Here is a 23,156-nt window from a genome sequence, read left to right as displayed (position 1 = left end):
AACGATGGAGGAAAAAATTTTACAATTAATAGGAGGCTCAAAAGCAAAATACGAGCGCATTCTCTACAGTACTTATATGCACTGGTGCAGAATACAAAGTAGTGAAAGCAGTATTGTTTTACAACGTATTATGCTCGATAAAAAAGTGAACAGCTGGTACATCTTAGAACAGCAGAAATTAGAAAAGAAGTTTTTAAAAGAAAACGAATGCTTTTTAGGCTCAAAATATATCAATCAACAAAATATGAGAGACGCCTATAAAATAACGCTTCAAAAAATATTTCTTTTTTATCCAAAGCCGCTACTAGATAGTTATAAGCCTAAGAAAGCAGACTACATTAATTTTCATCAACTAAACTAAAACCTATGGCAAAGCTAACAGTAACTCAACTAGAAAAAAAAGTGCAAGAATTAAACGATTTAATGTTAACCAACGGACTACTGCACAAAGATTACAAACAATGGGAAAGTAGCCGAAATTACTATGTAGGCAAACTCACAGAAATGGACGAAAAGGATTTAAAAACAATAGAAATTTAATAATCAATAATTATGAAATACAATCAGCAAAAAGCATCAGATAAGGTTTGGATAGATGAGTCTGGAACAAAAATACCTTACAACAGAACCACAAAAGTAGAACGTTTGCACGAACGCTCTGCAAGTAAAGCAGTAAAAGCTGCCTTAGATGTAAATAAAAGACTGCAAGCCTTAAACGATTTGTTAACAGATTTATCTCAAGAAGCTTATGACGCTTATATGCTATCTAAAGGCATCAGCAAAAAAACGAAAGGAAATTATACCTGGTACAATTTTGATAGATCTATTAAAATTGAAATTAATGTTAACGAGCCAATTGTATTTGATAGCCTAACTATAACAGCAGCCAAAGAAAAACTAGACGAGTTCTTAGATAATAATATAGAGTCTAAGAACGAATTTATAAAGCCAATGGTTATTGATGCTTTTGAGGCACAAAGAAGTGGCAATTTAGATACTAAGCAAGTATTAAAGCTTACCAGATACGAAGATAAAGTAAAGTCTCCATTATTTTCAGAGGCTATTAAATTAATTCGAGAAGCAATTAGAAGACCAAGATCTAAAACATATAGAAGGGTTTGGATTAAAGGTGAAGATGGTAAATACCATAATATAGAACTTAACTTATCTAGCCTATAATGGAAAAGATATTACCATACTTAATATTTTTCATCTTGATTTTAGTACTGCTAAAAAACAAGAAACCGCCAGAAACTTTTAATTAAGGGGAGGTATCCCTTGAAGCGTATGCTTAGCAGTTGGGGGACTGCTCCAAAAGCGATTTTGGCAAGGGAGCATAAACAAGAGCCGAAAAGGCATAGACTATTGCAGCGCCTCAGCAGGCAAGGAACTGCTGAGGCAATCACTAAAAACCACTTATCACTATGAAAAAACATACCAAAGCCGATGTTGATAAAGATAACAGAAGCTATTTACAAACAAATCCGAAAGATCTAAGAGAAAAAGCCAAAGAAGCATTAGCCAAAGCCAAAGCATTAGAAGCTGAGAAAATGGCAAATGGTAAAAAATGGGTACGAGTTGATCATAAGACAGAAGTATTAAGATGAAAACGAATTATACAATCTCAACACCTTTAAAAGATGGTGAAACTAGATTTAAAATAGTTTTCGAAGGTTTTGGAGTTGAGTTTTCAACAGAAATTGATGCTAAGGATAAAGATGAAGCTCGAGAAAAATTTAAGGGATGCTATTCATATGTAGCAGAAATAAAACAAATTTTAAAAAGTAGAAATGGAAACAGCAGAAAAACCAGTACTAATTGACAAATACCAAGTTCAGCAAATACAAATTAAGCTGAGCAAAGAAAAGCTAGATAGAGCTGAACGCCTTACTTTTTTATCAGCACAAACTGGTAGAAAAATTACAACCACAAAAGAACTCACCAGAATTGAAGCTGAAGACATACTTTTCTTTTTAAATAATGGAGAGGTTGATACCACAAGCTGGGGCAAGTTCGATAAAAATAACACTCAGCACATGTCTTTACTCAGCAGGCTAAGAACTGCACAATGGGTGGTAAAACATAATGATTATGGAGAGGTTGCAGATTTAGAACGTTTGCACAATTTTTTACGATCAGACAAAAGTCCAATTAAAAAACCATTGCGTGCAATGACACCTAATGAAGTAAGCAAACTCATTTTTGTTTTTGATCAAATTATTAAAGGAACTTATAAGTAGCATTATGGCATACAAATTCAAAGAACTAGAACCAGGAACCTACCAAGTAGAAGACCATACCATTATAAAAGATTGCAATGGTAATTGGATTGCAAACCCACCAATAGAAAAACCAAGTTTGCAAACAGCTTTTTTTAACTATATAAAAAATTTATAATATGATGGACGATAAATGCCCAACGTGCCCAATTTACGGAACAGGCCAAGCTTGTAATTGCGCACCAGAATCTAACCCAGTTGGTGTAGGTTGCTTTTTATTAATTGCAGTAGCTATGATATGCCTAACACTAATAGTAATCTTTGGTTAATATGTACACAATAACCACAACAGACGCTCAATTTAAATTTGAAAGCCACAAGAACTTTAAACTTGCTGAGGCTGTAGAGCGTACGCTTAGAAACGATTATACAATTCAATTTCCAGATGGTGCCATTTTAGAGTGCCAATTTAAAACCAAGTAATATGCCTAAAGTTCAAAAAGTCTTTACATTAGATGTAAATCCTAACACTTATTTAAGGGCTTGCTCCACAGAAGAGCTCGTGGAACTACAGCTGCTTTTAAATAAGCCTTGTTACAGTAAAAGAATAAATAAGGCTCTTAACCCGAATTCAACAAAATAAGGTATTTAACCCGAAGAAATAAAAAGTATGCCACAACTAATAAGAGATAAACAAGCAGAAGTTTTAGAGATGTTTTTATCAAAATTGATAAAAAGACACCTCAGAAAATTCGCTAAAACTACAGAAATGGAAAGATCCAATTTTGAAGATTTTTTACAAGATTGGGTTTGGTCATTAAAAGACAATTCAGAAATAGCCCATCTATATCAAGTTTATTTACAAATTAATGGAAGAATCTCGATAATAGAAATAGATTTTTAAAATGACTACACACCACAACATACACCTTGTAGAGCAGAAAGTAGATTTAAAGGTTACTTACAGAGATGGCAAGTTTCTGCAAGTAAAAAAAGTTCGAGGTCCTTTAGATGAACTTGTTTTAAAATATATTGGCTATCTATTCCCATTAAATGAAAAAGACTTCGACGCTTTTATAAAAAAGAATCAGGCCACTGTGGTTTATACTTCAGAAGTGCAAAAGCCAAAAACAGAATTCTCAAAGTTTTTAAGTGCCTGGTACCAATTCTACAGAAAAGAAAATAACAATCTAGATCCTAAACACGCTGGTGCAGAAACCAATGCTTTAAAAGCCATCATTGTTTATCTCAAAAAAATAAATAATGGCGATGAAACTGCAGCCTTAGCCAACTGGAACCTGCTCTTAAATAGTTGGGACAGCTTAAGTGAATTTCATCAAAAGCAAATGGATCTAAAATACATAAACAGTAAGCTAAATGTCATTATCAGAGAAATCATCAGAGAAAACGGAGTTAACACTACTGGATCTAACAGCTCAGTCTCAATATAAAAACAGACTGGTTGTTAAACATTTTGGCAATTTAACTATGCAGAGTGCCTTAGAAAGTAAGAGTAAAAGTATAGGCTTAATTGCCAAGGTAGATGAAGACAAAGCCATTAGATGTATTTGCAATTTATTTCAGTCAGTTGCTTTGTATTTCGATACTAAAATGCCATTTAGCAAAGCTGAAGCAATAGCCACAGAAATTTTATACAAGTACGAATACAGAAATTTAAAGCTCGAAGACTTAGTAGTAATCTGCATTCGATTAAAAGAAGCCGAAATCTACAAGCTTTCTCCAGCACGCATTTTAAGAGAAATAAAAAAATACAGCCAAGAACGCGAAAAAATGGCTATTAAAAAGAGTTTGAGCAGAGAAACGAATATGAATGAAGATTTGGAAAAAAGATTGCAGAAAAACTACTATTTAACCCCAGATGCAGAAAAATTAGAGCGTAAAAGAGTAGCAACCGAACACAAATTTAAAAAGTAATTAACCCGCCTTTAAAAGGCAATTAAATAGAGAGAAAATGGAACAAAAAAAAGTAATTGACCGTAAAAATATTCCTACAAGATTTCCAGTTGTGGGGACTTATGTAATTGTACAAGGTTTGCATTATTGGAATGCACCACAATTGGTTTGGGGTATTGTCATCACAATTTTAGTATTGTTTTGGGTTGCCTTATTCGTAACCTTTTTTAATGAAGATAAAGTAGATGTTTTAAAAGATAAATAATTATGCCAGAAACAAAAGAATACATTCCTTATGGGGCAGAATGGAAAGCAGAAATGATGAAGCACCCCAAAAAGTTTTTAGTAGACGAACTAAAACGAGCTTACATCGCAAAAATTGAAGCAGAAACAAAATTAAAAACCCAAAAATAAAAGTTATGATTAATACAACCAGAGCAGAAATGCCAAAAGTAATTCTACACAAAGTAGCCAATAAGTTTAATAGCGGACACAATGCATTTTCAGATGATACCATAAAGTTCGATGAAGAAAGCTATGATCTATTAAAAAGATTTTTGTTAAAACCATTTATGAGCTTAACGCAAAGTTATCGTTTTTTAAACTTCAAAGATATAAAGTTAAATAATTTGAAAGATTTTTCAGAAAGGATATTTGAAGAGCCTTATGACTTTATTGACGTATCCAAAGAAATAGTTGATCATCTTTATAAACAAAGTAACTCAGCCCAAATAAAAACAGGAGACGTATTAGTTGTGTATTTTGAAGGCCTACAATACCAGGATATTTTAACAGAAGCTGTAGGAGTTTTTAAAATAGAAAACAAAGCCGATTTTTTTCAGACCTACAAAGAAGACAATGTATTTGATGTAGCCTTGCAAAAAGGGATCTCTACCCAAAAGCTAGACAAAGGCTGTATCATCTTAAATACTTCAGATACAGAAGGCGCAATTGTATTATCTGTAGACAACAATAATTATGATGCCCAATACTGGATTAAAAACTTTTTGGGTGTTAAACCTGCAGATGATTATAATGCGCACACCAAAAATTATTTACAATTATGTAAAGACTTTGCAGATGAAATGATACAGCCAGAATTCGGAATTCAAAAGAAAGCCCAATTTATTGCAGATACAATAGACTATTGCAAAGAACACGAATCTATTAAAATTGATGATTTTGAAGATGAAGTATTAGAAAATGATAGCTTAAAAGAATTGTTTTTCAATTACAAAAAACAATTTGAAGGTTTAAATGATGTCTTAATAAGAAACTCTTTTGATATATCAGACAAAGTACTAAAAAAGGAAAAAGCCAAGCTAAAAACCGAAATTAAGCTAGATACTAACATCAGTATAAAATTAGATGTAGATGCACCAGATGCAGCCTCAGAATATTTAGAACGTGGTTATGATGATGAAAAGAAAATGAAGTTTTACAAGGTTTATTTTAATGATGAAAAGTAGTTCTCTGAATTTGACCTAACGCTTGGGCTATGAATTGAAGCCCTAATACTAAAGTTTAATTCACACAATAATCTTAACAGGGCTTTTATTTATAGGCTTTGTTAGCATTTCGTTTTAGCGATGGCAAATAAAAATTTAACATCTTGGAAAGACCAAGTAAGACTTCAGAAAAAAATAGGAAAACTTAAAGATGCAGCTTGGAAAGAAATGAACGAAGTAAGCGGTTTAAGCCCTTTGTATGGAAATAGACTAAAAGTATGGCAAGCATTAGATAAGCTGCATACAGAACTTGGTGCGGTGGCAAATGAATGCTAACTACTAAAATAAAAAACGTTTTAATGTTTTTTTATTGGCGGTTATGTCAAGTTCAAAAATTAACGAGACATCAAATAAAGCAATAATGCAGTTGCACAATCTATAGCCAGAACCACAAATAATAAAAGCAAAAGCCTTTTAAATAACGAGATAACATTTTTCATTGCTTAAAAATACTAAAAAGATGAGCACCAAACCAATAGAAAAAACTAAAGTACACCTACAACCACATATTTTAAATAAACAAAAAGTGTTTGATTTAAGTATTGGTATTAACTCATTAGGTACCTACACAGAAAGTGAGCTGTGCCACATAGTGCAGCAAATAGATAATACAATTATGCAATGAAAACCTACGTAATAACATTTTCAAGAAACTTTTTAAAAAGTCATCCTGCAGCAGGAGAACCAACCCATTTTGTAGAAAGTATTTTAGAAGGTAGCAAAACCACAACCATTAGAAGTGATGAAAAAAGCCATTGGAAAAAAGTTGCACGAGCTGTAAATAAAGGAGAAGCCATTCTCTCAATGCGCTTTTGGAAAGGTGAAGCTTACAAAAGCAAACAACAGGAGTTTGCAAAGTGCACCAAGCTTTCTACCAAAAGAGTTTTTGTTACTAATGATCATAATGGTTTTGAAATGTCTGTTAATGGACAATATCAATATAAATGGGATATACAAGACATCATTGAAAAGGAAGGTTTTAAAGATGCAAATAACTTTTACGACTGGTTTTCTCAAGATGAGTTTTCTGGTATTATGTTGGGCTTTTTAGAATTAGAGAAAGTTTAAATATGACACCAGAACAACTAGCAAATAAATGGATTAAACAAATGCAAGATTTTGGATTAACCCCAGATGAAATGCTAAACGTTATTGCTCTTGCTAAAAGGAAAATACAATATTTAAATATTCAAAAAACTTAATAAAGTACACAAAACTATAGCAATGTACATAAAACTATAAAAATTAACTTTTTTGTGTACATTTGTACAACATATATATATATATTTGTACTGAAAAAAAACAAAGAGTGCAGCCCTTCCAAGACATGCACCCTCTGAAATTTTAATGTAAGGATAAGTTACATTGAGAGTATTAGGTAAATCCATTTAAGAATTTCTCTAATAACCTCGGACATCTTGAGCCATTGCTCCCTTGGAGTGTTTGGCTCTTTTTTATGAATACTCATAATCTTAAATATCTTTTTTAGTTAATGCTGCCTTATGAGTACCAAACCTATTCACAAAAGTAGGGCATTAGTTTTGGTTAAAAATTAAATTTAATTGCAGGTTATCAACAAAAAAAGTGTTAATTGTTAAAAGTTTCTTAGACTTTAAATTTCACAAACCAACTCATAAGCCTCTTCTTTTATTCTAATTGCTTCCGAAATTACATTGTAGTCTATATCTTCAATAGTTCTATATGAGGCAGGAAATTTTTTAATCTCTTTATAGAGCTCTTTTAGACGTTTTACAATATGCTTTTGTTTTTTTACGTTTTTGTCATTTAATGCCCCAATAATTCCCATGCTAATATTGTTAACAGCATACCTGTAACAAAGCGTTTCTCCTTCTAATTTTTGTAAATAAGGTTTCATAAATTATGTTTTAAATTAATAATATTCAAAAGTGCTGCTTTTTGCTAAAAACAAAAAGGACAAATTTTCTACAAAGGTATTTTAGCTGTTTTAGCTTTTTGTGATATGGAGAAAGTATGATATCTTTACTAAAAAAAAATATGGAGTATTTCGAAAAAGAAGTTTTAAGTTTTGTAAAAAACAGCGATAGTGATGTATGTAAGTTTATTATAAATCACTGGTCAGGACAATATGCAAGATTTGGATTTAACCATTATTTCCAAGAAGTATTCTTATACAAAACAGGAGCAATTTCTGTGAATACAGTTCCAATATTAAATTCTAATAATAAATGGGCGGCTGAAATAACTTTTACAAATGATAATTTATATTATGAGCAATCTGGAGGTAAATTATTAACAAAAAATCCGTTAAATAAAAAGAAAGCCGAATTGAGAATTGCAAAATATTTTATTGAAATTCTTAATTTTATGCCTCTGGATAAGGTTAAAATCTATCTTAAAAAATAATTATGAAAAAACTACTATTACTATTATTAATCACATTTGCAAGTTGCACTGAAGAATGCTCCATAGATAGCGAAAAATTAAACACTTTAGGTGCAGAAGCCGAAATTATAAGAGAACAATTAAATAATGCGCCTACAGAAGCTTCAAGAAATATATATCAATTACAATTAGATCAAAAGCAAAAAGAAATGGATGCAGTAGCACAAGCTTGTCAATAGCAGTTTAACTGCTTTTTGTTTCTTTCAAGCACTTTATTTTTTATATTTACAAAAAAAAATGTAATACTTATAAATATTTAATAAAAGAAAAATGAAAAAGTTTTTTAAAATTGCGGGTTTAGGATGTGCTGGTTTAATTGGTTTATTTATTGTTTTGGGAATTATTGGTGCAATTTTCAGTGATGAAACAAAAACTGAAATAATTGATAATAATAGTAATTCTATTGTTAAAGATAGCTCTGAAATAAAAAAACAAATTAGAATTAAAGATAGTATTAACCTTATAAATCAAGAAAAAAAAGATAAGGCAAAAATAGCTTTAAAAAAATTTGAAAATACAGTTGACGAATTTGAAAATACTATTTTTTACAATGATCCTAGAACACCTAACTTTATCAATGTAAATTTTATTTATCCTTATATTGGTCAAAAAGGTGAGAACTATTGGTTAAGATTAAAATTGCAATACACGTCTAATGATTGGCTTTTTATAAAAGAAGCAATTTTTTTAGTTGATGATGAAAAATTTACACTAACTGGTTCTTGGAAAAAAGATAATGATTCAAGAATTTGGGAATGGCTCGATATAAATGTGGGTAACTCAGAATATCTTCTACTTAAAAAGATAGCTAACTCAAAAACAGCAAAAGTAAGATATGTTGGTTTGCAATACCATAAAGATAGAATTATTACCAGAAAAGAAAAAAATATCATCAAAAGAACCTTGGATACATATGATGGTTTAATCTTGCAATAACTTTTAACTTGACAATTATAAAATTTTACTATATTTGAATAGAGGCAAGGCCTCATTCTTTTTCACAGCAATTTTTTTTAAACCACTCAATTTGAGTGGTTTTTTTATATAGCCTATTGTAATTCTAACAAATAAAAGTTATTTTTGAAAAACCACCACAACAAAAATGCCTGAAGTAAAACAAATAAATCCTAAAGTATTAGCTCGTAATGAACGTATTAGAGAAAAGTATTCTAAATATGTTGATAGTAAACGTTTGGCTAGTGATTATGCTTTAGAATTGTTAGAAGAGGAGTTTTTGCCATTAACACAAAAAACCATTTGGTTAATTGTTTCGCAAACTGGTTTTTATAAAAACTACTAAAAATGAAATTGCTATTCCTTTTTTTGATATGTCCTTTGTTGACATTTGCTCAATTACAACCTAAAGATAGTATTGCTTTACAAAGTGTCTTGAGCCAAGCTTCTGGTTTGTCTGAATATGATTACAAAACAGCCTCAACAATTTCTGAAAAGCTATTGTCTAAATACCCAAACGATTCTTTGGTATTGCTTACCCAAGTGAATTTGTACAATATGTACATCAAAAAAAACAAGTGCCAAAGTTACCTGGTACCTAAAAATAGTAATCTCTGTAACAAAGCCATAACGTTTTACAACGCTGTTGATGATAAACTCAATAACCCAAGGCTTGCCATTGCAAAAGGGATGGTGTACTACTATTTAGCAAAAAAAGGCGACAAAACCGCTAAAAACAAAGCCACAACTTATTTTAATGATGCTATTACTACTGGCAATCTCGCTGAGTTTGAAAAAAGAGAACTGAATTTGTTAATTACTAGATTGCAATAATGGAAATACAAAAATTCACTGCTAATTTACCGACAAAAAAACGCACTTTAGAGAATTTTCAAAACCCTAGAGGTTTGAGAGAAGGAGATAAAAGAGTTTTGACATACGATGTGAAAATTGATAAAAGATACAATAAGAAAGAATTAATTCTATTATCTAGGTACTTACAAGATTTAATATTTACAATGGAAAACGTAAAACTAAACTGATGAATGAACAATAGTAATTCATCTTTAAATAGCCTTTAAAGGCAAATATGTAAAAACTCCATTAATTAAATTAATGGAGTTTTTTTATTAAGGCAAAATAAACTCATCACTTTCACCTTCAACTGGCTTTGTTAAAACTACTTTGTGTTTCACTTCTAGATCTGGTTCTACTAGCGTAAAGTTTTTTCCCTCTTCAGCAGCATCATTAATTAAAGTACCAGAAAACTCCATAATGGTAACAATTACATTTTTATGGTCAGCATCATCTTCATCTGCAGATAATTCTAAGTTTCGTAAATAGGTAGTGCTTAAACCTTGCAAAGCCTTAAATACTTTTTCGTTAAAATCAAAAAATTCCAAAGCTTTCTCCTGGTTAATAGATCCATCAAAACTATCTGCATAGTTTTCGTAACCAATTCTAAAACGTAGGGTAACATTACCTTTTAATACTTTATTAGATAATGTTTCGTAAGGAGTTCTACCATAACTCATTAAAATATAGGGAAAAGGCAACACGTGGTTGTTCATGTTTTCAAACTGGCCTTTGTCCTTGTCAAAACCTTTTAAGTCGCTTAATTCTTGTTTTAAATAGGTTTCAATTTCTTTGTGGGTATGTCCTTTTACGCTGCTCATTTGGTATATTTTTGAGTTATTTTTTTCAGTTCTTTACTGGTGCGTCTGTTTAAACGAGGTTCCATTGCTAAAGTGTTTCCAATAAACTGTCTTTTTGGAATATCAAAATGTGTTTTTTTGGTTAAAGCCATTGATTTCCACATTTCAGCTTCAGCATTAATTTCTCTATTTTTTTTAGTTCTTGCCTCTCTTTTTAATTTTACATTAAAAAGAACTTGATTGGAAGTTTCAATATACTTCGCCCAAAAAAAACGTCTCATTTTCGGTGTGATTTCTAACTTTCCACCAGAATTATGGAGCTCTGCATATTTAATATTGGTATCTACACTAATAACAATTTTTCCAGCAGAATAACTTTTCATATGTATTCCCCTTTTTAACCTTCTGGATTTCGTTAAAATTTTTCTACCTTTTTTTCTATTAGTAGGTTTCCATTTTTGCAAACGTCCATTACCAGCAATAAAGCCTTCTTTGTCAAAGTTTTCTTTAAATAGATTCACAGCTTCAATACCATACATTCTAGGTAGCTTTCTACGTAAAGCCTTATAATCTTTGAGAAACTGTTCAAAATGTTGGGCGTTGTTATTCATTAGTTAAAAGCTTGGGTTTCTACATCGCGCATCATTCTAATAAAAATATCTTTCACTTGCTTTTCAACATCAATCATTCCTTCTTTTAAAGTTTGTGGCTGTATTTTCAATTCTTTAACCAAGCTCTCAATTTTAAAAGTGATGTTCTTACTGGCAGTACTACCAGAAACGCTTCCAGACAATTTTTGTGAATTGCCTGCAACATTGCTACCTGCAACTGCATTGGCATTGCTATTGGCGGTTGCAGTTCCTTTTACGGTATTAGTTGTAACTTTATTAGTAGCATCAAATAAATTGAGATCTTTTGTATTGTTGGCTTTGGCTTGGTTTACACCATCCACATAAGCCTTGCCAGCATTAACGCCTGTTTTTTTAAGGTTTTCAATTAAATTTTTGTTGGCATCTGTACCCAACAAATTTTTCATAGATTCCTTACCAGCTTCAATCCCTTTTTGCCAATCTCCATTCCAAAAGTGTTTAAAAGCTGTTGCAATACCAGTTAAACCAGAAATCATTTGTTTGAATCTATCTATTACATAGGTTTTTATGGCACCACCAAAACCTTTAATAGCTTCCCAAGTTGCCATAATTCCACCTCTAAACCAATCTACTTTATTGTAAGCATAAATTAAACCACCTGCAAGAGCAGCTATTCCTGCAATAATTAAACCTATTGGGTTTGCAGTCATTGCAATATTCCAAGCCCATTGAGCTGCAACAATAGCTAGAATTAAAGGGGCAAAAGGCTCTAAAACATCAATAACAAAACCCAAACCTTCAGCAGCTATTTCTACAACTACAGCCAATGCATCAATAGTGCTTTTTAATCCGTTTGCAACGCCATCTGCACCACCCATTGCTGTACCAAAACCAAACAAACGATCTGTTAACGGTTTAAATGCTTTGGCTAAATTAACTACGGATGATAATATAGGATTCAGCTTTGGTAAAAACTCCTCAAGAAAACCAAAAAATTGTGTTTTTAAATTCAGAATGCCAATAATAGCAGGTTTCATATTATCACCAAACGATTTTTTGAAACTTACTAAAGCATTATTCTTTTTATTGATTGCAGCTTGCATAGAATTGGCAGCTGCTGGCAAACCACCTTCAAACGTTTTCTTTAATTCTTTGGCAAATTTTGGAAGAAAGTCATTAGCATATACTTCTCCATTATCTAGCATTTTATTTAATTCTCCTTGAGTAACCCCCATTGCTTTAGCTGCAATACCTAATGCACCAGGAATACGTTCTCCTAATTGTCCACGTAATTCCTCTGCTTGTACTTTACCTTTAGATGCCATTTGACCTAGTGCTAAAAATGCGCCTTTACTTTGATCAGCAGATAAGTTCATTGTTGTAGCTGCTATTCCAACAGCTTCAAAAATATCTCTGGTGGCTTTACCTTCTAGAGCTGTGCCTTTTAAACTACCAGAAATAGTTTGAAAACCTTGGTAAGAACTGGTAATATCTAAATTGAGATCTTTAACTGTTTTTTGGAGAAACTGTAAATTTTTCGCACCATCTTCTCCAGAGGCAAACTTTATGGCGTTTTCGTAACCTTCAAACTTTGAGGCTTGGTTGGTTATTTCTGTACCAAAAGCCTGAACTTGCCCAATTGCAAAAACCAATCCTGTTGCAATAGCGGCTCTTTTTGCCCAGGTAATAATTGAGCCAAATCCTTTTTTAGAAGATCCTTTTAAACCACCTATATGATTGTTGGTTTTGCCAACAGCTTGGTCTAAACCTTCAGTATTCTTTTTGGCGGCTTTCATTCCACCAGAAAAAGATTTGTCTATTAAGTTGATTACATAATCTAATCCTACCATTTACTTATTTTTTTTATTGTTATAAATTAGTAAACCATTTCTCTTTTTGTCTGGATTTTTATACTTTTTAAAAGCAGTTAATTGTGCTTTTTTTATACCATCTGCAATAACGATTGCTTGTAAACTACCATCTTTAAAATGCTTGAAAAAACGTTTTTCAGTTTTTTTATTTTTGTCAGACCAAAAAACTTCATCAGGATTTTTTAGAACATCTTCTATTTTATGAGCGATGTTTTCATCGATAGTCTCAAAAAGTTTTGCGGTTATCCAAACAGGCAATTTTTCAATAGTTTTAAAAACAGCTTCACCAGAATTGTCTTTAAAATCATTAAAATCAATATTTTTTTCACCTATTAAACCATGTTTAAATACCTTTTCAAAGGCTTTTAAACCAAATGTTTTAAAGCTAAACTTATCAACATTTAAGGGTTTGATATTTAATTTATACAAATAACTCTGACTTGCTGTAAACACTTCTTTTTGATTTCCCCAGTTTACATTGTGTCCGCTTTTTTTCATTTTCTCCCAACCTTCAGGATCTAAACCAATGGCATCATCAAAAGAGATAATTTCTCCATCATAATCAATTAGTTCTGTATCATCACATCTACACTTCCATCCATTTGGGGCTAGAAATTTCCAAGCATTGGTATCAGTTTTTCTAAAAACTTTGTTGTGTAATTTCCAATGTTCAGGACGTACTTTATCATCGGCCACAGTTTTATATTGCCAAAAAGGAGCAATATCTGCATTGTCCATATATCTTCTATAAGATGCAGCAGCTTGAGAGGTTGAGAATGCCTGTTGCCATTCTGTTTGCGCCCAAGTTCTTTTATAGTTAGGAAATACTTTTTGTGCTCTTTTAAAGAACTTTTCAACCGTATCAACATCAGCATCTTTAATGATGTTGTTTAAATCATAGATTTGTTTTTGCGTTTTATCAGTTCCAAACCTATGGATGTTATTTTGCAAAGCTTCCACCACCAAATGATCTGTACTTTCAAAATCGAAATCTACATTACCAAAACCACCTCGTAAATTAGAAATCAATTTACCATGAGTAGCCATAAACTCTTTGTAACTCCAGTTGATGGAATCCCTATTTTCCCAAAGTTCACGTAGCAGTTGTTCCTCATCGTTTGTCAATTGGTTTGTAATTTCCAAATTGATAACACGATAAGTATCTGAACACGCCCCACAACCACAACTTACATTATAATTGTGGGGCAAATTAAAATTTGATGGAGGCTTAGGTGGTTCTGGTGGTGCTTGATCGTCAAGCTCTACATCCAACTCCGTTTCAATTTGTTCTTTTTTTACTGAATACCCTAGATTTTTAACACCTTCAAAGATTTTTAAACGCTCTTCTGGAGTAGTAACTTTGTTATCATTCCATTGTACTTCATCCTCTTCAGTAAAAGGATAGCCTCTTTGAATTAAAAATGGTAGTAGCTGCTCATTAATAGAAAACAAGGCAGTAGTTGCATCATCTTTGGTAATTTCTTCTTGAGTTTTCTGAATTACAATACCTGCCTTTGCATTAGAGCCGCTTTCTGTAGAACTTTCAAACTGGCCATCAAAGAGAATGGCAATTTCTTCATTACAGGCTTTTCTTTTCTCATTAAATACCTGAAAAGCATCTCTACTTTGCGATTCTTTAATTTCTAAATCTGTACCTTCTTGAAACATTCCATAACCTGCACTTCCCAACGTTTTTAACCATTTTTCAACCTCATTTTGTACTCTTTTGTCTGAGGTTGCTACTTTTGCAATACGCATAGGAATTCCAAACATTTCTTCAAATTCATCCCAATTTTGCCAAGAGTGTTTTTTGAAAATCCATAAAGGAGCTGCTTTGTTTAATAAGCCTAAATCATCTACATCACCCAATAATAAACACCATTCTTTTAAAGGAGATTCATCAAAACGTACACCTGATTGATCATAAACATTCTTTAAAATCTCACAAGTTTCAGGAACTACATTGGTTCTGGGTACAATGTCTAAATCTTTTATCAATCCATCTTCATCCAAGTTTTTAGGAAAAACCAAAGTAGGTCCAAAAGCTTTGCTGTCCATATAATACTTTAAATAACGATTAAACCATAACTTTTTTAAGAGTTTAGTTTTTTCGTCATTTACTTCACCATTATTAACCACCTGAATGTCCTTATTAGAAATTCGGAGTTTTCTGTTGTTCCAACGCCCAAAAATAAAGCCATCTTCTAAAATGTCAATATAGAGTAGTATTAAATCTGCTCTACGTGGCATATCTTGATCTAATGCCGAAATTTTAGCCATCTTCCATTCTTTTATTTCTTTTCGGTACAAAGAATGTTGACGTTTTATTTGCGCTGTAATTTGCTTAACAGCGTTTTGTACTTTCTGTTTTTCAGAATTACCAGGAAACAAAGTTTCTTTAAATTCTTGATATGTTTTTTTGAAATCCATATTTTAATATCTTTCAGTTACTTTTTCGTTAGAACCGCCAAAAAAGAATTGAGAACCTCCTTTATCAAAAGGATTTTCAGACTCTTCATATTCAGGTAGGTTTGGACTTATTTTAGCATCAGAAACCTTTTTGAGCCATTCAATGGCACGTGTATATCGCAAATAGCGAATTTCAGGAACGTTATCTGGTGTGATGTTAGAATGCAAATGATACAAAGCCATATCTACCATATACAGCACAATCAACTTGCTTCTATCTTCATCTTCTTGATCTAAATCAAATATTTTGGCTACATCATAACGTGTTCTTAAATAGCTTTCAATTTCTTCTTGAGCTGCCAATTCTGCTGTGTGCAAAGTATCATCAGTTTGATTGGTCAACACATTTAAGACTTGACTTCTTATTTGTGCATTGTAATCTGTAGGTTTTAAAAAATAACTCATCCGTATTTTTGTTTTTTAATTAATATCTTCTATCCTCATCTACTTCTCGAGAGCCAATGAGAGGATCAAAAGCTTCATCATCATAATGAAAGTCTAAATAGTACCAAGCTCCTTCATCAGCATCAGGAGAGTCATCAGGCGTATTGTAACCAGGTTCTATGGCTTTGAGTTGATTGTTCCCTTCAATCATATCAGGATCATCTTTTTTATCGATGTTGTAATACACAGATCCATTAGTATAATCTGGTTCCATACGAACCATACGTGTGTACTTGTTTGGTTTTTTTCGATGGTCTGTAATTACATTTAATTTATAACGCATTTCACGTTCAACCTTTCTTTGCGCTCTTTGAATACTTTTGTTGATAAATTGCTTTTCGATATACCAGATAACAGCTACATTGTTAGGTAACTGCTTTTCTACGGATATCATCCATTTAAAAGCCTCTTCTAGTTCGCATCGTCTAACAAAGCTATCAATACACCATTTTTTGTTGTTATAAATTCCCCAAAGTCGAACCGCTTTAAAATCGGAAGTTGCAGAATTGACAAAAGAAGGATCAAAATACCCCACAATTACTTTCATTTTTTGTAACCTTGGCATTCTTGCAAAACGAAACAAATGGTTTTTAAAGATTTTCCCTTCTACTTCTGTTTTATGGAAAAATTCACGCATTGCCAAAACGTGACCTGCTTTTTGCATTTTTGCTAAAATTTGTTGAAAGGTGTATCTTGGCCAAGATGGAATACCACCAATAATATCTCCTGCTGTATTTCTTATAATACTTCTTAATTTCAAAGCATATACTTTAGAATGATAAACGCCTTTTCGTTTTTTGCCATCTCTTTTAGTATCGCCTACAATGTTGGCTAAAATAGAGTTGTGATGTATTCTGTTACCAGCAACCACCATACGTGCGCCTTTTATGGATAAAGCGAAATACAAAGCCCCCATAATGTTATTGACCACCTTATCAACTCGCTTGGAATTGTATACAATTTCATCATCATCAACATCGTCAATAACAGCATAATTTGGTCGCTTTTCATTTTTACGAGCTCCCCTTGGAGATTGATTTCTACCAATTGCTAAAAAACGTAACCCTGCTTTTGTGGTAAAATCGCCTTCTTCCCAAGAACCGTAATTGTATTGCTGTCCAAAATCGTGCGCAAAAAGTTCATTGTATTGCAATTGGGCTTGTAAATCTGCCAAAAGATTACAGGCATCATCATTGTTTTTACCCATTAAAATCATTCCTGTTAGCTCTCCGTGAGCAATTAACCACATAGGTATTATAATGGTGGCATGAACTGATTTTGCATGTTCTCTTGCCCACTCTAAAACTGCTAGAATGTTTTTATCTTTTAAAATGGCATTGGCAGCTTTAATGTGAAAATCGGCACAATCTGCATCTGCATAAATGGGGAAGTAAGTTTTAACAAAATAATTGTAATCTCGTAAACCTCTTTTTTTACGAGCATTTTGCTCTTCTTTATCTTCATTAAAGCGAATACCGGTGCTGTTTTGTACCCGTTTACAAAACTCCAGCCAATCTTTATAATCTTTTTTAGTGATTATTTCTGCCATTAATGATTATCGATTTTATGTTCTACATATGCCTTTTGTAATTTGTTGATGAGTTTAGCTCCTTCTGGGTCAATTTCAAAAGCAAATGTGGTAAAGTCTTTAAATACGTTAATAATATTGCTTACTGTAATTTTCTTATCAGTTAGGCTTTCAATAGATTTTACAATTTTAATAATGGCATCAGCATCCACCTTTTCAGCTTGGCTCATGGTGTGTGCTTTCTCCATTAAATTGGCAACAATATTCTGAGCAGTAATAGAAAAGGCTTGTTTGTGAATTTCCCAATCGTGTTTCTTTTTCCAAGAGGTAAAAGTTGCTTCAGTTATATGAACTCGTTCACAAATTTCCTTTTGAGAAAGCTGTGTATTCATGTACAAGTCGTAAGCGATGTTCTTTTTATCCTCGTTAGAAATCTCTCTTTTTTTAGCCATAATCAATGTATTATCTATGCAAATATGGTTTAGACTTTACACATTATAAAGCACTTCAATTCGTCACTAAATAAAAATATTTAGTCACTTAACTATTTGATTTAGTGACGAACTAACAACCTTTTTTTACTTGAAAATGTGTTTCATATTTGCCTTAACAAATCGTTATTAAAATCGAATTCATTGAGCAAAAAAAGCATTTTTAAAGTAGTAAACGGAGCTAAGAAACCAACCATTACAATGATTGGTTATGTAGGTTCTTATAAAGTAAATTCAGAAGATTTGCGAAACGCTATTACTGAAATGGAAAATGATAATGTTACAGATTGCGACATTCTTATCAATTCAGGTGGAGGCTCAACAATTGATGGTTTGACTATTGGAGATCTATTAACCAACTCAACTATTAAATTTCACGGCATTGTAATTGGTATGGCAGCCTCTATGGCAGGTAGTATTTTGCAGTTCTGCAATACGCGTTCTGCGTATAAAAATGCCAGAATAATGATTCATAAAGTTCAAGGTGGTGAATTTGGCGAGTCTGATGCATTACGAGCTATGGCAGATTTAATTGATCAAGAGGAGGAAAAAATTATTGATCAGTTTGTATTGGCAACTGGCCAAACTATTGAAAAAGTAAAAGCTTGGATGAAACCAGGAGTTATGAAATGGTTTACTGCTAAAGATGCCTTAAAAAACAAGTTGATTGATACCATTATAGAATCTGATGCAAAACCAAAAGATGCTATTGAGAACTCTGTATTAACAGATGAATTAGCAGTATTAAATGCCTACAACCCTTTGGTGAATGAGATTATAACAAATAACTACGAAAACAAAAAAACGCAAGTAAAAACAATTATGAACAAATCTGAAATTATCGCACTATTGGTTGCAAATAATTTGCAGGGTAACTTAACAGAAAACTCTTCTGATGCTGATGTAAAGGCACTATTAGAGCAGGTGGTTGCAGATGCAAAAACAGGCAATCAGCACAAAACAAAATTGGATAATTACCTAAAAGAAAGTGGAGAAGTTATTATTAACAAAGCTGCTACTGAAGGTAAAATTCCAAGCAATGAAAAAGCACAATGGCTAGAAGATTACATTGAAAACCCAACAATGGTAACTAGAGCTATTAGTAGAATGGCAGGAAAGCCAAATCCAAAAAATGGGATCCAAACTCCAGAACCTAGAAATGAAGGAGAGGATGAAGCGCACAAATTATTTAAAGGGCGTGAATCTTGGAGCTTTGCTAAATGGCAAGATGAAGCTCCAGAAGATTTAGCTGTTATAGAGGATGAAGCTCCAGAGCAGTTTGAAACATTGTTTAACAAAACAAATAAATAAAAGATGGCAGTATTAGTAGATGGTGCATACTTACAACAGTATTTAGCACCGCAATTATTAAAGGAATTTAGAAACTTTAAAGACGATTTTATCGGCTTGTTAATGGCGGCTCCAAAAGCAGCTGTATCAGCAGATGGTATTCGTTTTAACAAGTTGATCAATAATGTTGAGTTTTTAACCAACAATACAGATGACTTTACACCAACCAAAATGGACTTTAAAAAGACATTGGTTGAGTGGGACAAACACGATACAACTCCAACAGAAGTTGATGATGCAGAAATCAGATATATTAATACTGATAAAAGAAACGCTGTAAGAATGAAGCATTCTGAAGCTTGGAAAATTGGGATGCGTAATTATGTTTTACAAAAATTAGCACCTCAAGCTGATGGAACAGGTTTGCCTGTTTTAAGAACTACAGGAGATGTTGTGAATGGTAGAAAAAGATTGACGTATGCTGATTTAATTCAATTCTGGTCAATTGTTGAAAGTTTAAACTTAACTGATAAAAAGAACTTTCATTTGAATTTATGTAATGAGCATAAAACAGATTTAATTATTGATAGAGCCTCTGTAAATAATTATAGAGACATCAGAATCGATACCAAAACTGGTGAATTAAAAGGGTTTTATACATTGAATTTACATTCAAATAACCATAACCCAAAATATGCAGCAGATGGTACTTTAAAGGCACTTGGTGCAGCACCTGTTGCAACTGATAAAAACGCTTCTACTTTCTTTTATCCACCAAATACGGTGCATCACATTGAGAAAGTGAAAATTATTTACAAACCAGAAAATATTGACACAAGAAGTGCAGATCCAACCTCTGAATTCAGATTACAATCTTATGGATTGACTGATAAAGTTCAAGAGTATGGTTTTGGAGCAATTGTATCTGGAAACGAATAATTATTTGAATTAAAAAGGGGAGCTTAACTCATTGCGAGTTAGCTCCAACCCTTTAGGGTAAATAAAACAACTTATGGCACAGCTTAAATATTTAGTAATTCATTGTACAGACACTCCTGCAGGAAGAGAAATCCACCAAAAGGATATTGAGCAATGGCATCTCAAAGAACGAGGATGGTCTAGAGTTGGTTATTCAGACTTGATTCATTTAGATGGTAGCATTACAAACTTAATTGAGTTTGATCAAGATGATACCGTTGATAATTGGGAAATTTCAAACGGTGCAGGAGGTTATAATGGTGTTTCAAGACATGTCTGTTATACAGGTGGTGCAAAAGGAAAAGATACCAGGACAGAATCTCAAAAATATGCTTTAGAAGTTTATGTAAAATATATGCTTTTAAGACATCCAAATATTAAGGTTATAGGACACAACCAGTTATCTAACAAACGATGTCCTTCCTTTAACGTGCCAATGTGGTTGCGTTCAATAGGAATAACCAGTAAAAACATTTTATAACTAAACATCAAAACAAAAGAATGAAAAATTTAATCACATTATTAATGCTATTTGCATTTACAATCTCTTTGGCAATGCCAAAAGAAGTATCAAAAAACGAAAAACAAACTACGTATGAAAACATTTATAAAGCTGATATTCCTGGTGATTGCATCAATATTGATATTGCAGTCTTGCAAAAGTCAGAAGTTAATTGGGGAAACATCCAAAACAACTACAACAGTAAAGGATTCTATATTTTCAACATTCAAGAGAGTAGATTCACTAGCGGTTTTACGAAAAGCGGATTCAGCGAAAATATCGATACCAATTGCAAAGATTACTTCAAAACCACAAATAGTAAAATCAAAACATTCTACAGTAAAGTTATCAAAGAAAAATGGCAATATAGAAGCCGAATGTATATGCGAAGAATACAAAGAAGTAATCGAGCTGCAGAAAGAAGTAATTACGCAATTAAGAGAGATCATTACTTTAAACGAAAATACAGCTACTTATCAAGTTTCAAAAATACCAAATTGGGCAATGCCTTTAATATGGATTGGAGGTGTTTGCGTCTTATTAATAGTAATCAAATTGCTAAAGCTTAAACCTTTTTAGAGATGGCAAAAAAAGTAAACTTAAAAAAGATAGCAGATAATCTGTTAAAAGATAATCCAGATCAAGTGAAGGTTTGGGTTACAGAAGATGGTCAAGGATTCTTTAAACAGAATTACGCAAAAAACAATGCTGATAACAAAGGGCTAGAAGATCCTGAAGTGTTTTTTCGTGAAGGGCATAGTGATGAAGGTACTCAGGATTTGGAAGAGGCTTTGCAAGAAACTGAATCTGCATTACAAGGTTTGGAAATTATTCTAAATACTGTAATTGATGCATCAAATACTGAAGCTGAAGAGCCTTACGAAGTTAAAGGAGATGATCATGAAGCTGTAAAAGCGGTTGCAGAATTGCGTAACAAGTATGATGCTGCTATTGTGCAAACCAATGCTTTTAAATTAGAGGTAAAAGACGAACTAGATTTTAACGCTAAAGTCGTAGAACTTATTGAAGGTAATGACACAAAATTAGCAGAATCAATCAGAGCATTAATCCCAACTAAAGACTAAAAACTATGTCAAGAGGTTTAAACATCATAAAAACAAATGGCAACTTAGGGCGCACAGAATCTAATACAGATATGATATCTGCATTGGTAATGAATGGTATTGCAACAAGCGAATTAGCTTTAGGTACTGTTTACGAATTACGTTCTTTAGACGATGCTGTTGGTTTGGGTTTAGATGCCGACTATGATGATACTAACAGCGTGTTAGTTTATCATCACATAGAACGTGCATTTTTAAGAAACCCATCTATTATTCTGCACATTATGTTAGTAGCTCAGGCAGTTACTTTAACAGAAATGGTAGATAAAGAAAATGACTATTTAGCGAAACTTTTAAGAGAAAAGAATGGTGAAATAGTACAATGGGCAGTTGCATTAAATCCTGTGGTTGGTTATACACCAACTTTAGTAACTGGTTTAGATGAAGATGTAGTGAATGCCATACCAAAAGCGCAAGAACTCATTGAATTTGAAGAAAGCCAGTATCGTTTTTCTGATGGTTTTATAGAAGGTAGAAGTTTTAACGGAACTGCTACTGCAGCTCTCGATGTAAGAACCTTGGCCTCCGATGGAATTTCTGTGGTTATTGGTGCTGATAAAGACATTAGTAATGCAAAAGCCATTTATAACGGTTATGCAGCAGTTGGTGATGTTTTAGGAGTTTGCTCTTTGGTAGCAGTATCTCAAAATATAGGTGAATTAGCAGATGAATTTAACTTAACAGATGCAGATAATGATGCTTTTGTTACAGCTGGTTTATCATCTAACAAACCAATGTCTGAATATACAGATACAGCCATTGAGACTTTAAATACCAAGGGTTACATTTTTGCAGAAGCTACACCAGGAAGAGCTGGGTTTTGGCTAAATGATAGCCATACGTGTACAGTTTTAACTTCTGACTTTGCTTATAAGGAAAATAATAGAACTATTAAAAAGGCTATTAAATTGGCTCGAGTGGCATTGTTACCTAGAATTAAAAGAAGAATTCCTGTAGATCCAGATACTGGCTTTATTGCCAAAACAGAAGCCAAAGATTTAGAAACGCTTTTAAATACTTCTATTGCAGTAATGCAATCTGATGGAGACATCTCTGGAGGGATTGATGCGTATGTAAACCCAGAACAAAATGTGTTAAGTACTTCAAAATTTGAATGTGAGTTAACTTTTGTACCTGTGTCTATTGGTAGAGCAATAACATTAAAAATCGGGTTTAATAACCCATTTAAATAAGA

At 32.5% G+C, this 23,156-nt stretch carries 37 protein-coding genes; 29 read left to right on the top strand and 8 right to left on the bottom strand.

The window, feature by feature from the left end; genetic code table 11:
* Positions 1 to 4: 4 nt before the first annotated feature.
* From ACWYN7_RS15810 to ACWYN7_RS15725, 18 genes are all read left to right on the top strand, one after another.
* Complete coding sequence (locus tag ACWYN7_RS15810; RefSeq protein WP_462860945.1) at positions 5 to 361, top strand: hypothetical protein; 357 nt, start codon at positions 5 to 7, stop codon at positions 359 to 361.
* 5 nt (positions 362 to 366) lie between these two features.
* Entirely contained in the window at positions 367 to 540 is a 174-nt protein-coding gene (locus ACWYN7_RS15805) for a hypothetical protein (protein ID WP_462860944.1), read from the top strand.
* Positions 541 to 552: 12 nt separating this feature from the next.
* Entirely contained in the window at positions 553 to 1,179 is a 627-nt protein-coding gene (locus tag ACWYN7_RS15800) for a DUF3164 family protein (protein ID WP_462860943.1), read from the top strand.
* Between the two features lie 245 nt (positions 1,180 to 1,424).
* Complete coding sequence (locus ACWYN7_RS15795; protein ID WP_462860942.1) at positions 1,425 to 1,607, top strand: hypothetical protein; 183 nt, start codon at positions 1,425 to 1,427, stop codon at positions 1,605 to 1,607.
* The gene (locus tag ACWYN7_RS15790) at positions 1,604 to 1,822 is read left to right on the top strand and encodes a hypothetical protein (RefSeq protein WP_462860941.1); all 219 of its coding nucleotides are present in this window, start codon (positions 1,604 to 1,606) and stop codon (positions 1,820 to 1,822) included. Before ACWYN7_RS15795 ends, ACWYN7_RS15790 begins: the two co-directional genes overlap by 4 nt.
* Positions 1,791 to 2,240, top strand: a complete 450-nt coding sequence (locus tag ACWYN7_RS15785; RefSeq protein WP_462860940.1) for a hypothetical protein — start codon at positions 1,791 to 1,793, stop codon at positions 2,238 to 2,240. Before ACWYN7_RS15790 ends, ACWYN7_RS15785 begins: the two co-directional genes overlap by 32 nt.
* Before the next feature lie 4 nt (positions 2,241 to 2,244).
* Positions 2,245 to 2,397 carry a hypothetical protein gene (locus ACWYN7_RS15780; RefSeq protein ID WP_462860939.1) on the top strand — a complete coding sequence of 51 codons (153 nt, stop codon included), beginning with the start codon at positions 2,245 to 2,247 and terminating at the stop codon, positions 2,395 to 2,397.
* Between the two features lie 152 nt (positions 2,398 to 2,549).
* Positions 2,550 to 2,702, top strand: coding sequence for a hypothetical protein (locus ACWYN7_RS15775; protein ID WP_462860938.1), 153 nt, complete (start codon positions 2,550 to 2,552; stop codon positions 2,700 to 2,702).
* 187 nt (positions 2,703 to 2,889) lie between these two features.
* The gene (locus tag ACWYN7_RS15770) at positions 2,890 to 3,123 is read left to right on the top strand and encodes a hypothetical protein (protein WP_462860937.1); all 234 of its coding nucleotides are present in this window, start codon (positions 2,890 to 2,892) and stop codon (positions 3,121 to 3,123) included.
* 1 nt (position 3,124) lies between these two features.
* Positions 3,125 to 3,670, top strand: a complete 546-nt coding sequence (locus ACWYN7_RS15765; protein ID WP_462860936.1) for a hypothetical protein — start codon at positions 3,125 to 3,127, stop codon at positions 3,668 to 3,670.
* A 37-nt stretch (positions 3,671 to 3,707) separates the two neighbouring features.
* Complete coding sequence (locus ACWYN7_RS15760; RefSeq protein ID WP_462860935.1) at positions 3,708 to 4,154, top strand: hypothetical protein; 447 nt, start codon at positions 3,708 to 3,710, stop codon at positions 4,152 to 4,154.
* A gap of 37 nt (positions 4,155 to 4,191) precedes the next feature.
* Positions 4,192 to 4,398 (top strand): hypothetical protein, encoded by a 207-nt coding sequence (locus ACWYN7_RS15755; protein ID WP_462860934.1) that lies wholly within the window; start codon positions 4,192 to 4,194, stop codon positions 4,396 to 4,398.
* Positions 4,399 to 4,400: 2 nt separating this feature from the next.
* Positions 4,401 to 4,547, top strand: a complete 147-nt coding sequence (locus tag ACWYN7_RS15750) for a hypothetical protein (RefSeq protein WP_462860933.1) — start codon at positions 4,401 to 4,403, stop codon at positions 4,545 to 4,547.
* A 5-nt stretch (positions 4,548 to 4,552) separates the two neighbouring features.
* Complete coding sequence (locus ACWYN7_RS15745; protein ID WP_462860932.1) at positions 4,553 to 5,602, top strand: nucleoid-associated protein; 1,050 nt, start codon at positions 4,553 to 4,555, stop codon at positions 5,600 to 5,602.
* 120 nt (positions 5,603 to 5,722) lie between these two features.
* Positions 5,723 to 5,917: a hypothetical protein gene (locus ACWYN7_RS15740; RefSeq protein ID WP_462860931.1), complete on the top strand. Its 195-nt coding sequence runs from the start codon at positions 5,723 to 5,725 to the stop codon at positions 5,915 to 5,917.
* A gap of 184 nt (positions 5,918 to 6,101) precedes the next feature.
* Positions 6,102 to 6,266, top strand: coding sequence for a hypothetical protein (locus tag ACWYN7_RS15735; protein ID WP_462860930.1), 165 nt, complete (start codon positions 6,102 to 6,104; stop codon positions 6,264 to 6,266).
* Entirely contained in the window at positions 6,263 to 6,709 is a 447-nt protein-coding gene (locus ACWYN7_RS15730) for a hypothetical protein (RefSeq protein WP_462860929.1), read from the top strand. The genes ACWYN7_RS15735 and ACWYN7_RS15730 overlap by 4 nt, the downstream gene beginning before the upstream one ends.
* A gap of 2 nt (positions 6,710 to 6,711) precedes the next feature.
* On the top strand, positions 6,712 to 6,843 hold the full coding sequence (locus tag ACWYN7_RS15725; RefSeq protein WP_462860928.1) for a hypothetical protein: 132 nt from the start codon (positions 6,712 to 6,714) through the stop codon (positions 6,841 to 6,843).
* Positions 6,844 to 7,253: 410 nt separating this feature from the next.
* Here ACWYN7_RS15725 and ACWYN7_RS15720 read toward each other — a convergent pair whose 3' ends face one another.
* Entirely contained in the window at positions 7,254 to 7,517 is a 264-nt protein-coding gene (locus ACWYN7_RS15720; protein ID WP_462860927.1) for a hypothetical protein, read from the bottom strand.
* A 140-nt stretch (positions 7,518 to 7,657) separates the two neighbouring features.
* On the opposite strand from ACWYN7_RS15720, the gene ACWYN7_RS15715 reads away from it, so the two are divergent.
* The 5 genes from ACWYN7_RS15715 to ACWYN7_RS15695 all read left to right on the top strand — a co-directional run bounded on the left by ACWYN7_RS15715 (position 7,658) and on the right by ACWYN7_RS15695 (position 9,853).
* Positions 7,658 to 8,026, top strand: a complete 369-nt coding sequence (locus tag ACWYN7_RS15715) for a hypothetical protein (RefSeq protein WP_462860926.1) — start codon at positions 7,658 to 7,660, stop codon at positions 8,024 to 8,026.
* Between the two features lie 2 nt (positions 8,027 to 8,028).
* Positions 8,029 to 8,244, top strand: a complete 216-nt coding sequence (locus ACWYN7_RS15710) for a hypothetical protein (RefSeq protein ID WP_462860925.1) — start codon at positions 8,029 to 8,031, stop codon at positions 8,242 to 8,244.
* 91 nt (positions 8,245 to 8,335) lie between these two features.
* The gene (locus ACWYN7_RS15705) at positions 8,336 to 9,001 is read left to right on the top strand and encodes a hypothetical protein (RefSeq protein WP_462860924.1); all 666 of its coding nucleotides are present in this window, start codon (positions 8,336 to 8,338) and stop codon (positions 8,999 to 9,001) included.
* Between the two features lie 166 nt (positions 9,002 to 9,167).
* Positions 9,168 to 9,365, top strand: a complete 198-nt coding sequence (locus ACWYN7_RS15700; protein WP_462860923.1) for a hypothetical protein — start codon at positions 9,168 to 9,170, stop codon at positions 9,363 to 9,365.
* Positions 9,366 to 9,367: 2 nt separating this feature from the next.
* Positions 9,368 to 9,853 carry a hypothetical protein gene (locus ACWYN7_RS15695; protein WP_462860922.1) on the top strand — a complete coding sequence of 162 codons (486 nt, stop codon included), beginning with the start codon at positions 9,368 to 9,370 and terminating at the stop codon, positions 9,851 to 9,853.
* Between the two features lie 296 nt (positions 9,854 to 10,149).
* On the opposite strand, the gene ACWYN7_RS15690 is transcribed toward ACWYN7_RS15695, so the two are convergent.
* The 7 genes from ACWYN7_RS15690 to ACWYN7_RS15660 all read right to left on the bottom strand — a co-directional run bounded on the left by ACWYN7_RS15690 (position 10,150) and on the right by ACWYN7_RS15660 (position 18,028).
* Positions 10,150 to 10,695, bottom strand: coding sequence for a hypothetical protein (locus ACWYN7_RS15690; RefSeq protein WP_462860921.1), 546 nt, complete (start codon positions 10,693 to 10,695; stop codon positions 10,150 to 10,152).
* Positions 10,692 to 11,213 (bottom strand): phage virion morphogenesis protein, encoded by a 522-nt coding sequence (locus ACWYN7_RS15685; protein WP_462860920.1) that lies wholly within the window; start codon positions 11,211 to 11,213, stop codon positions 10,692 to 10,694. The genes ACWYN7_RS15690 and ACWYN7_RS15685 overlap by 4 nt, the downstream gene beginning before the upstream one ends.
* A gap of 71 nt (positions 11,214 to 11,284) precedes the next feature.
* A complete protein-coding gene (locus tag ACWYN7_RS15680) occupies positions 11,285 to 13,114 on the bottom strand; it encodes a tape measure protein (RefSeq protein ID WP_462860919.1) in 1,830 nt (609 codons plus the stop codon).
* Positions 13,115 to 15,565, bottom strand: coding sequence for a phage portal protein family protein (locus ACWYN7_RS15675; RefSeq protein ID WP_462860918.1), 2,451 nt, complete (start codon positions 15,563 to 15,565; stop codon positions 13,115 to 13,117). It abuts the gene before it with no gap.
* A 3-nt stretch (positions 15,566 to 15,568) separates the two neighbouring features.
* Positions 15,569 to 16,009 (bottom strand): phage protein Gp36 family protein, encoded by a 441-nt coding sequence (locus ACWYN7_RS15670; RefSeq protein WP_462860917.1) that lies wholly within the window; start codon positions 16,007 to 16,009, stop codon positions 15,569 to 15,571.
* Between the two features lie 19 nt (positions 16,010 to 16,028).
* Positions 16,029 to 17,597 carry a hypothetical protein gene (locus ACWYN7_RS15665; RefSeq protein WP_462860916.1) on the bottom strand — a complete coding sequence of 523 codons (1,569 nt, stop codon included), beginning with the start codon at positions 17,595 to 17,597 and terminating at the stop codon, positions 16,029 to 16,031.
* Positions 17,597 to 18,028 carry a hypothetical protein gene (locus ACWYN7_RS15660; protein ID WP_462860915.1) on the bottom strand — a complete coding sequence of 144 codons (432 nt, stop codon included), beginning with the start codon at positions 18,026 to 18,028 and terminating at the stop codon, positions 17,597 to 17,599. Before ACWYN7_RS15660 ends, ACWYN7_RS15665 begins: the two co-directional genes overlap by 1 nt.
* A gap of 183 nt (positions 18,029 to 18,211) precedes the next feature.
* Here ACWYN7_RS15660 and ACWYN7_RS15655 point away from each other — a divergent pair, with 183 nt between their 5' ends.
* The 6 genes from ACWYN7_RS15655 (at position 18,212) to ACWYN7_RS15630 (ending at position 23,154) form a co-directional block, all read left to right on the top strand.
* Positions 18,212 to 19,378: a Clp protease ClpP gene (locus ACWYN7_RS15655; RefSeq protein WP_462860914.1), complete on the top strand. Its 1,167-nt coding sequence runs from the start codon at positions 18,212 to 18,214 to the stop codon at positions 19,376 to 19,378.
* Between the two features lie 3 nt (positions 19,379 to 19,381).
* A complete protein-coding gene (locus ACWYN7_RS15650; RefSeq protein ID WP_462860913.1) occupies positions 19,382 to 20,296 on the top strand; it encodes a hypothetical protein in 915 nt (304 codons plus the stop codon).
* Between the two features lie 73 nt (positions 20,297 to 20,369).
* Positions 20,370 to 20,816, top strand: a complete 447-nt coding sequence (locus ACWYN7_RS15645) for an N-acetylmuramoyl-L-alanine amidase (RefSeq protein ID WP_462860912.1) — start codon at positions 20,370 to 20,372, stop codon at positions 20,814 to 20,816.
* Positions 20,817 to 20,836: 20 nt separating this feature from the next.
* On the top strand, positions 20,837 to 21,406 hold the full coding sequence (locus ACWYN7_RS15640) for a hypothetical protein (RefSeq protein WP_462860911.1): 570 nt from the start codon (positions 20,837 to 20,839) through the stop codon (positions 21,404 to 21,406).
* 12 nt (positions 21,407 to 21,418) lie between these two features.
* Positions 21,419 to 21,922 carry a hypothetical protein gene (locus tag ACWYN7_RS15635; RefSeq protein WP_462860910.1) on the top strand — a complete coding sequence of 168 codons (504 nt, stop codon included), beginning with the start codon at positions 21,419 to 21,421 and terminating at the stop codon, positions 21,920 to 21,922.
* 5 nt (positions 21,923 to 21,927) lie between these two features.
* The gene (locus tag ACWYN7_RS15630; protein ID WP_462860909.1) at positions 21,928 to 23,154 is read left to right on the top strand and encodes a DUF2586 family protein; all 1,227 of its coding nucleotides are present in this window, start codon (positions 21,928 to 21,930) and stop codon (positions 23,152 to 23,154) included.
* Positions 23,155 to 23,156: the final 2 nt, after the last annotated feature.

Source organism: Polaribacter sp. M10, from assembly GCF_054968445.1.
This window is presented reverse-complemented; position numbering and strand designations above follow the sequence as displayed.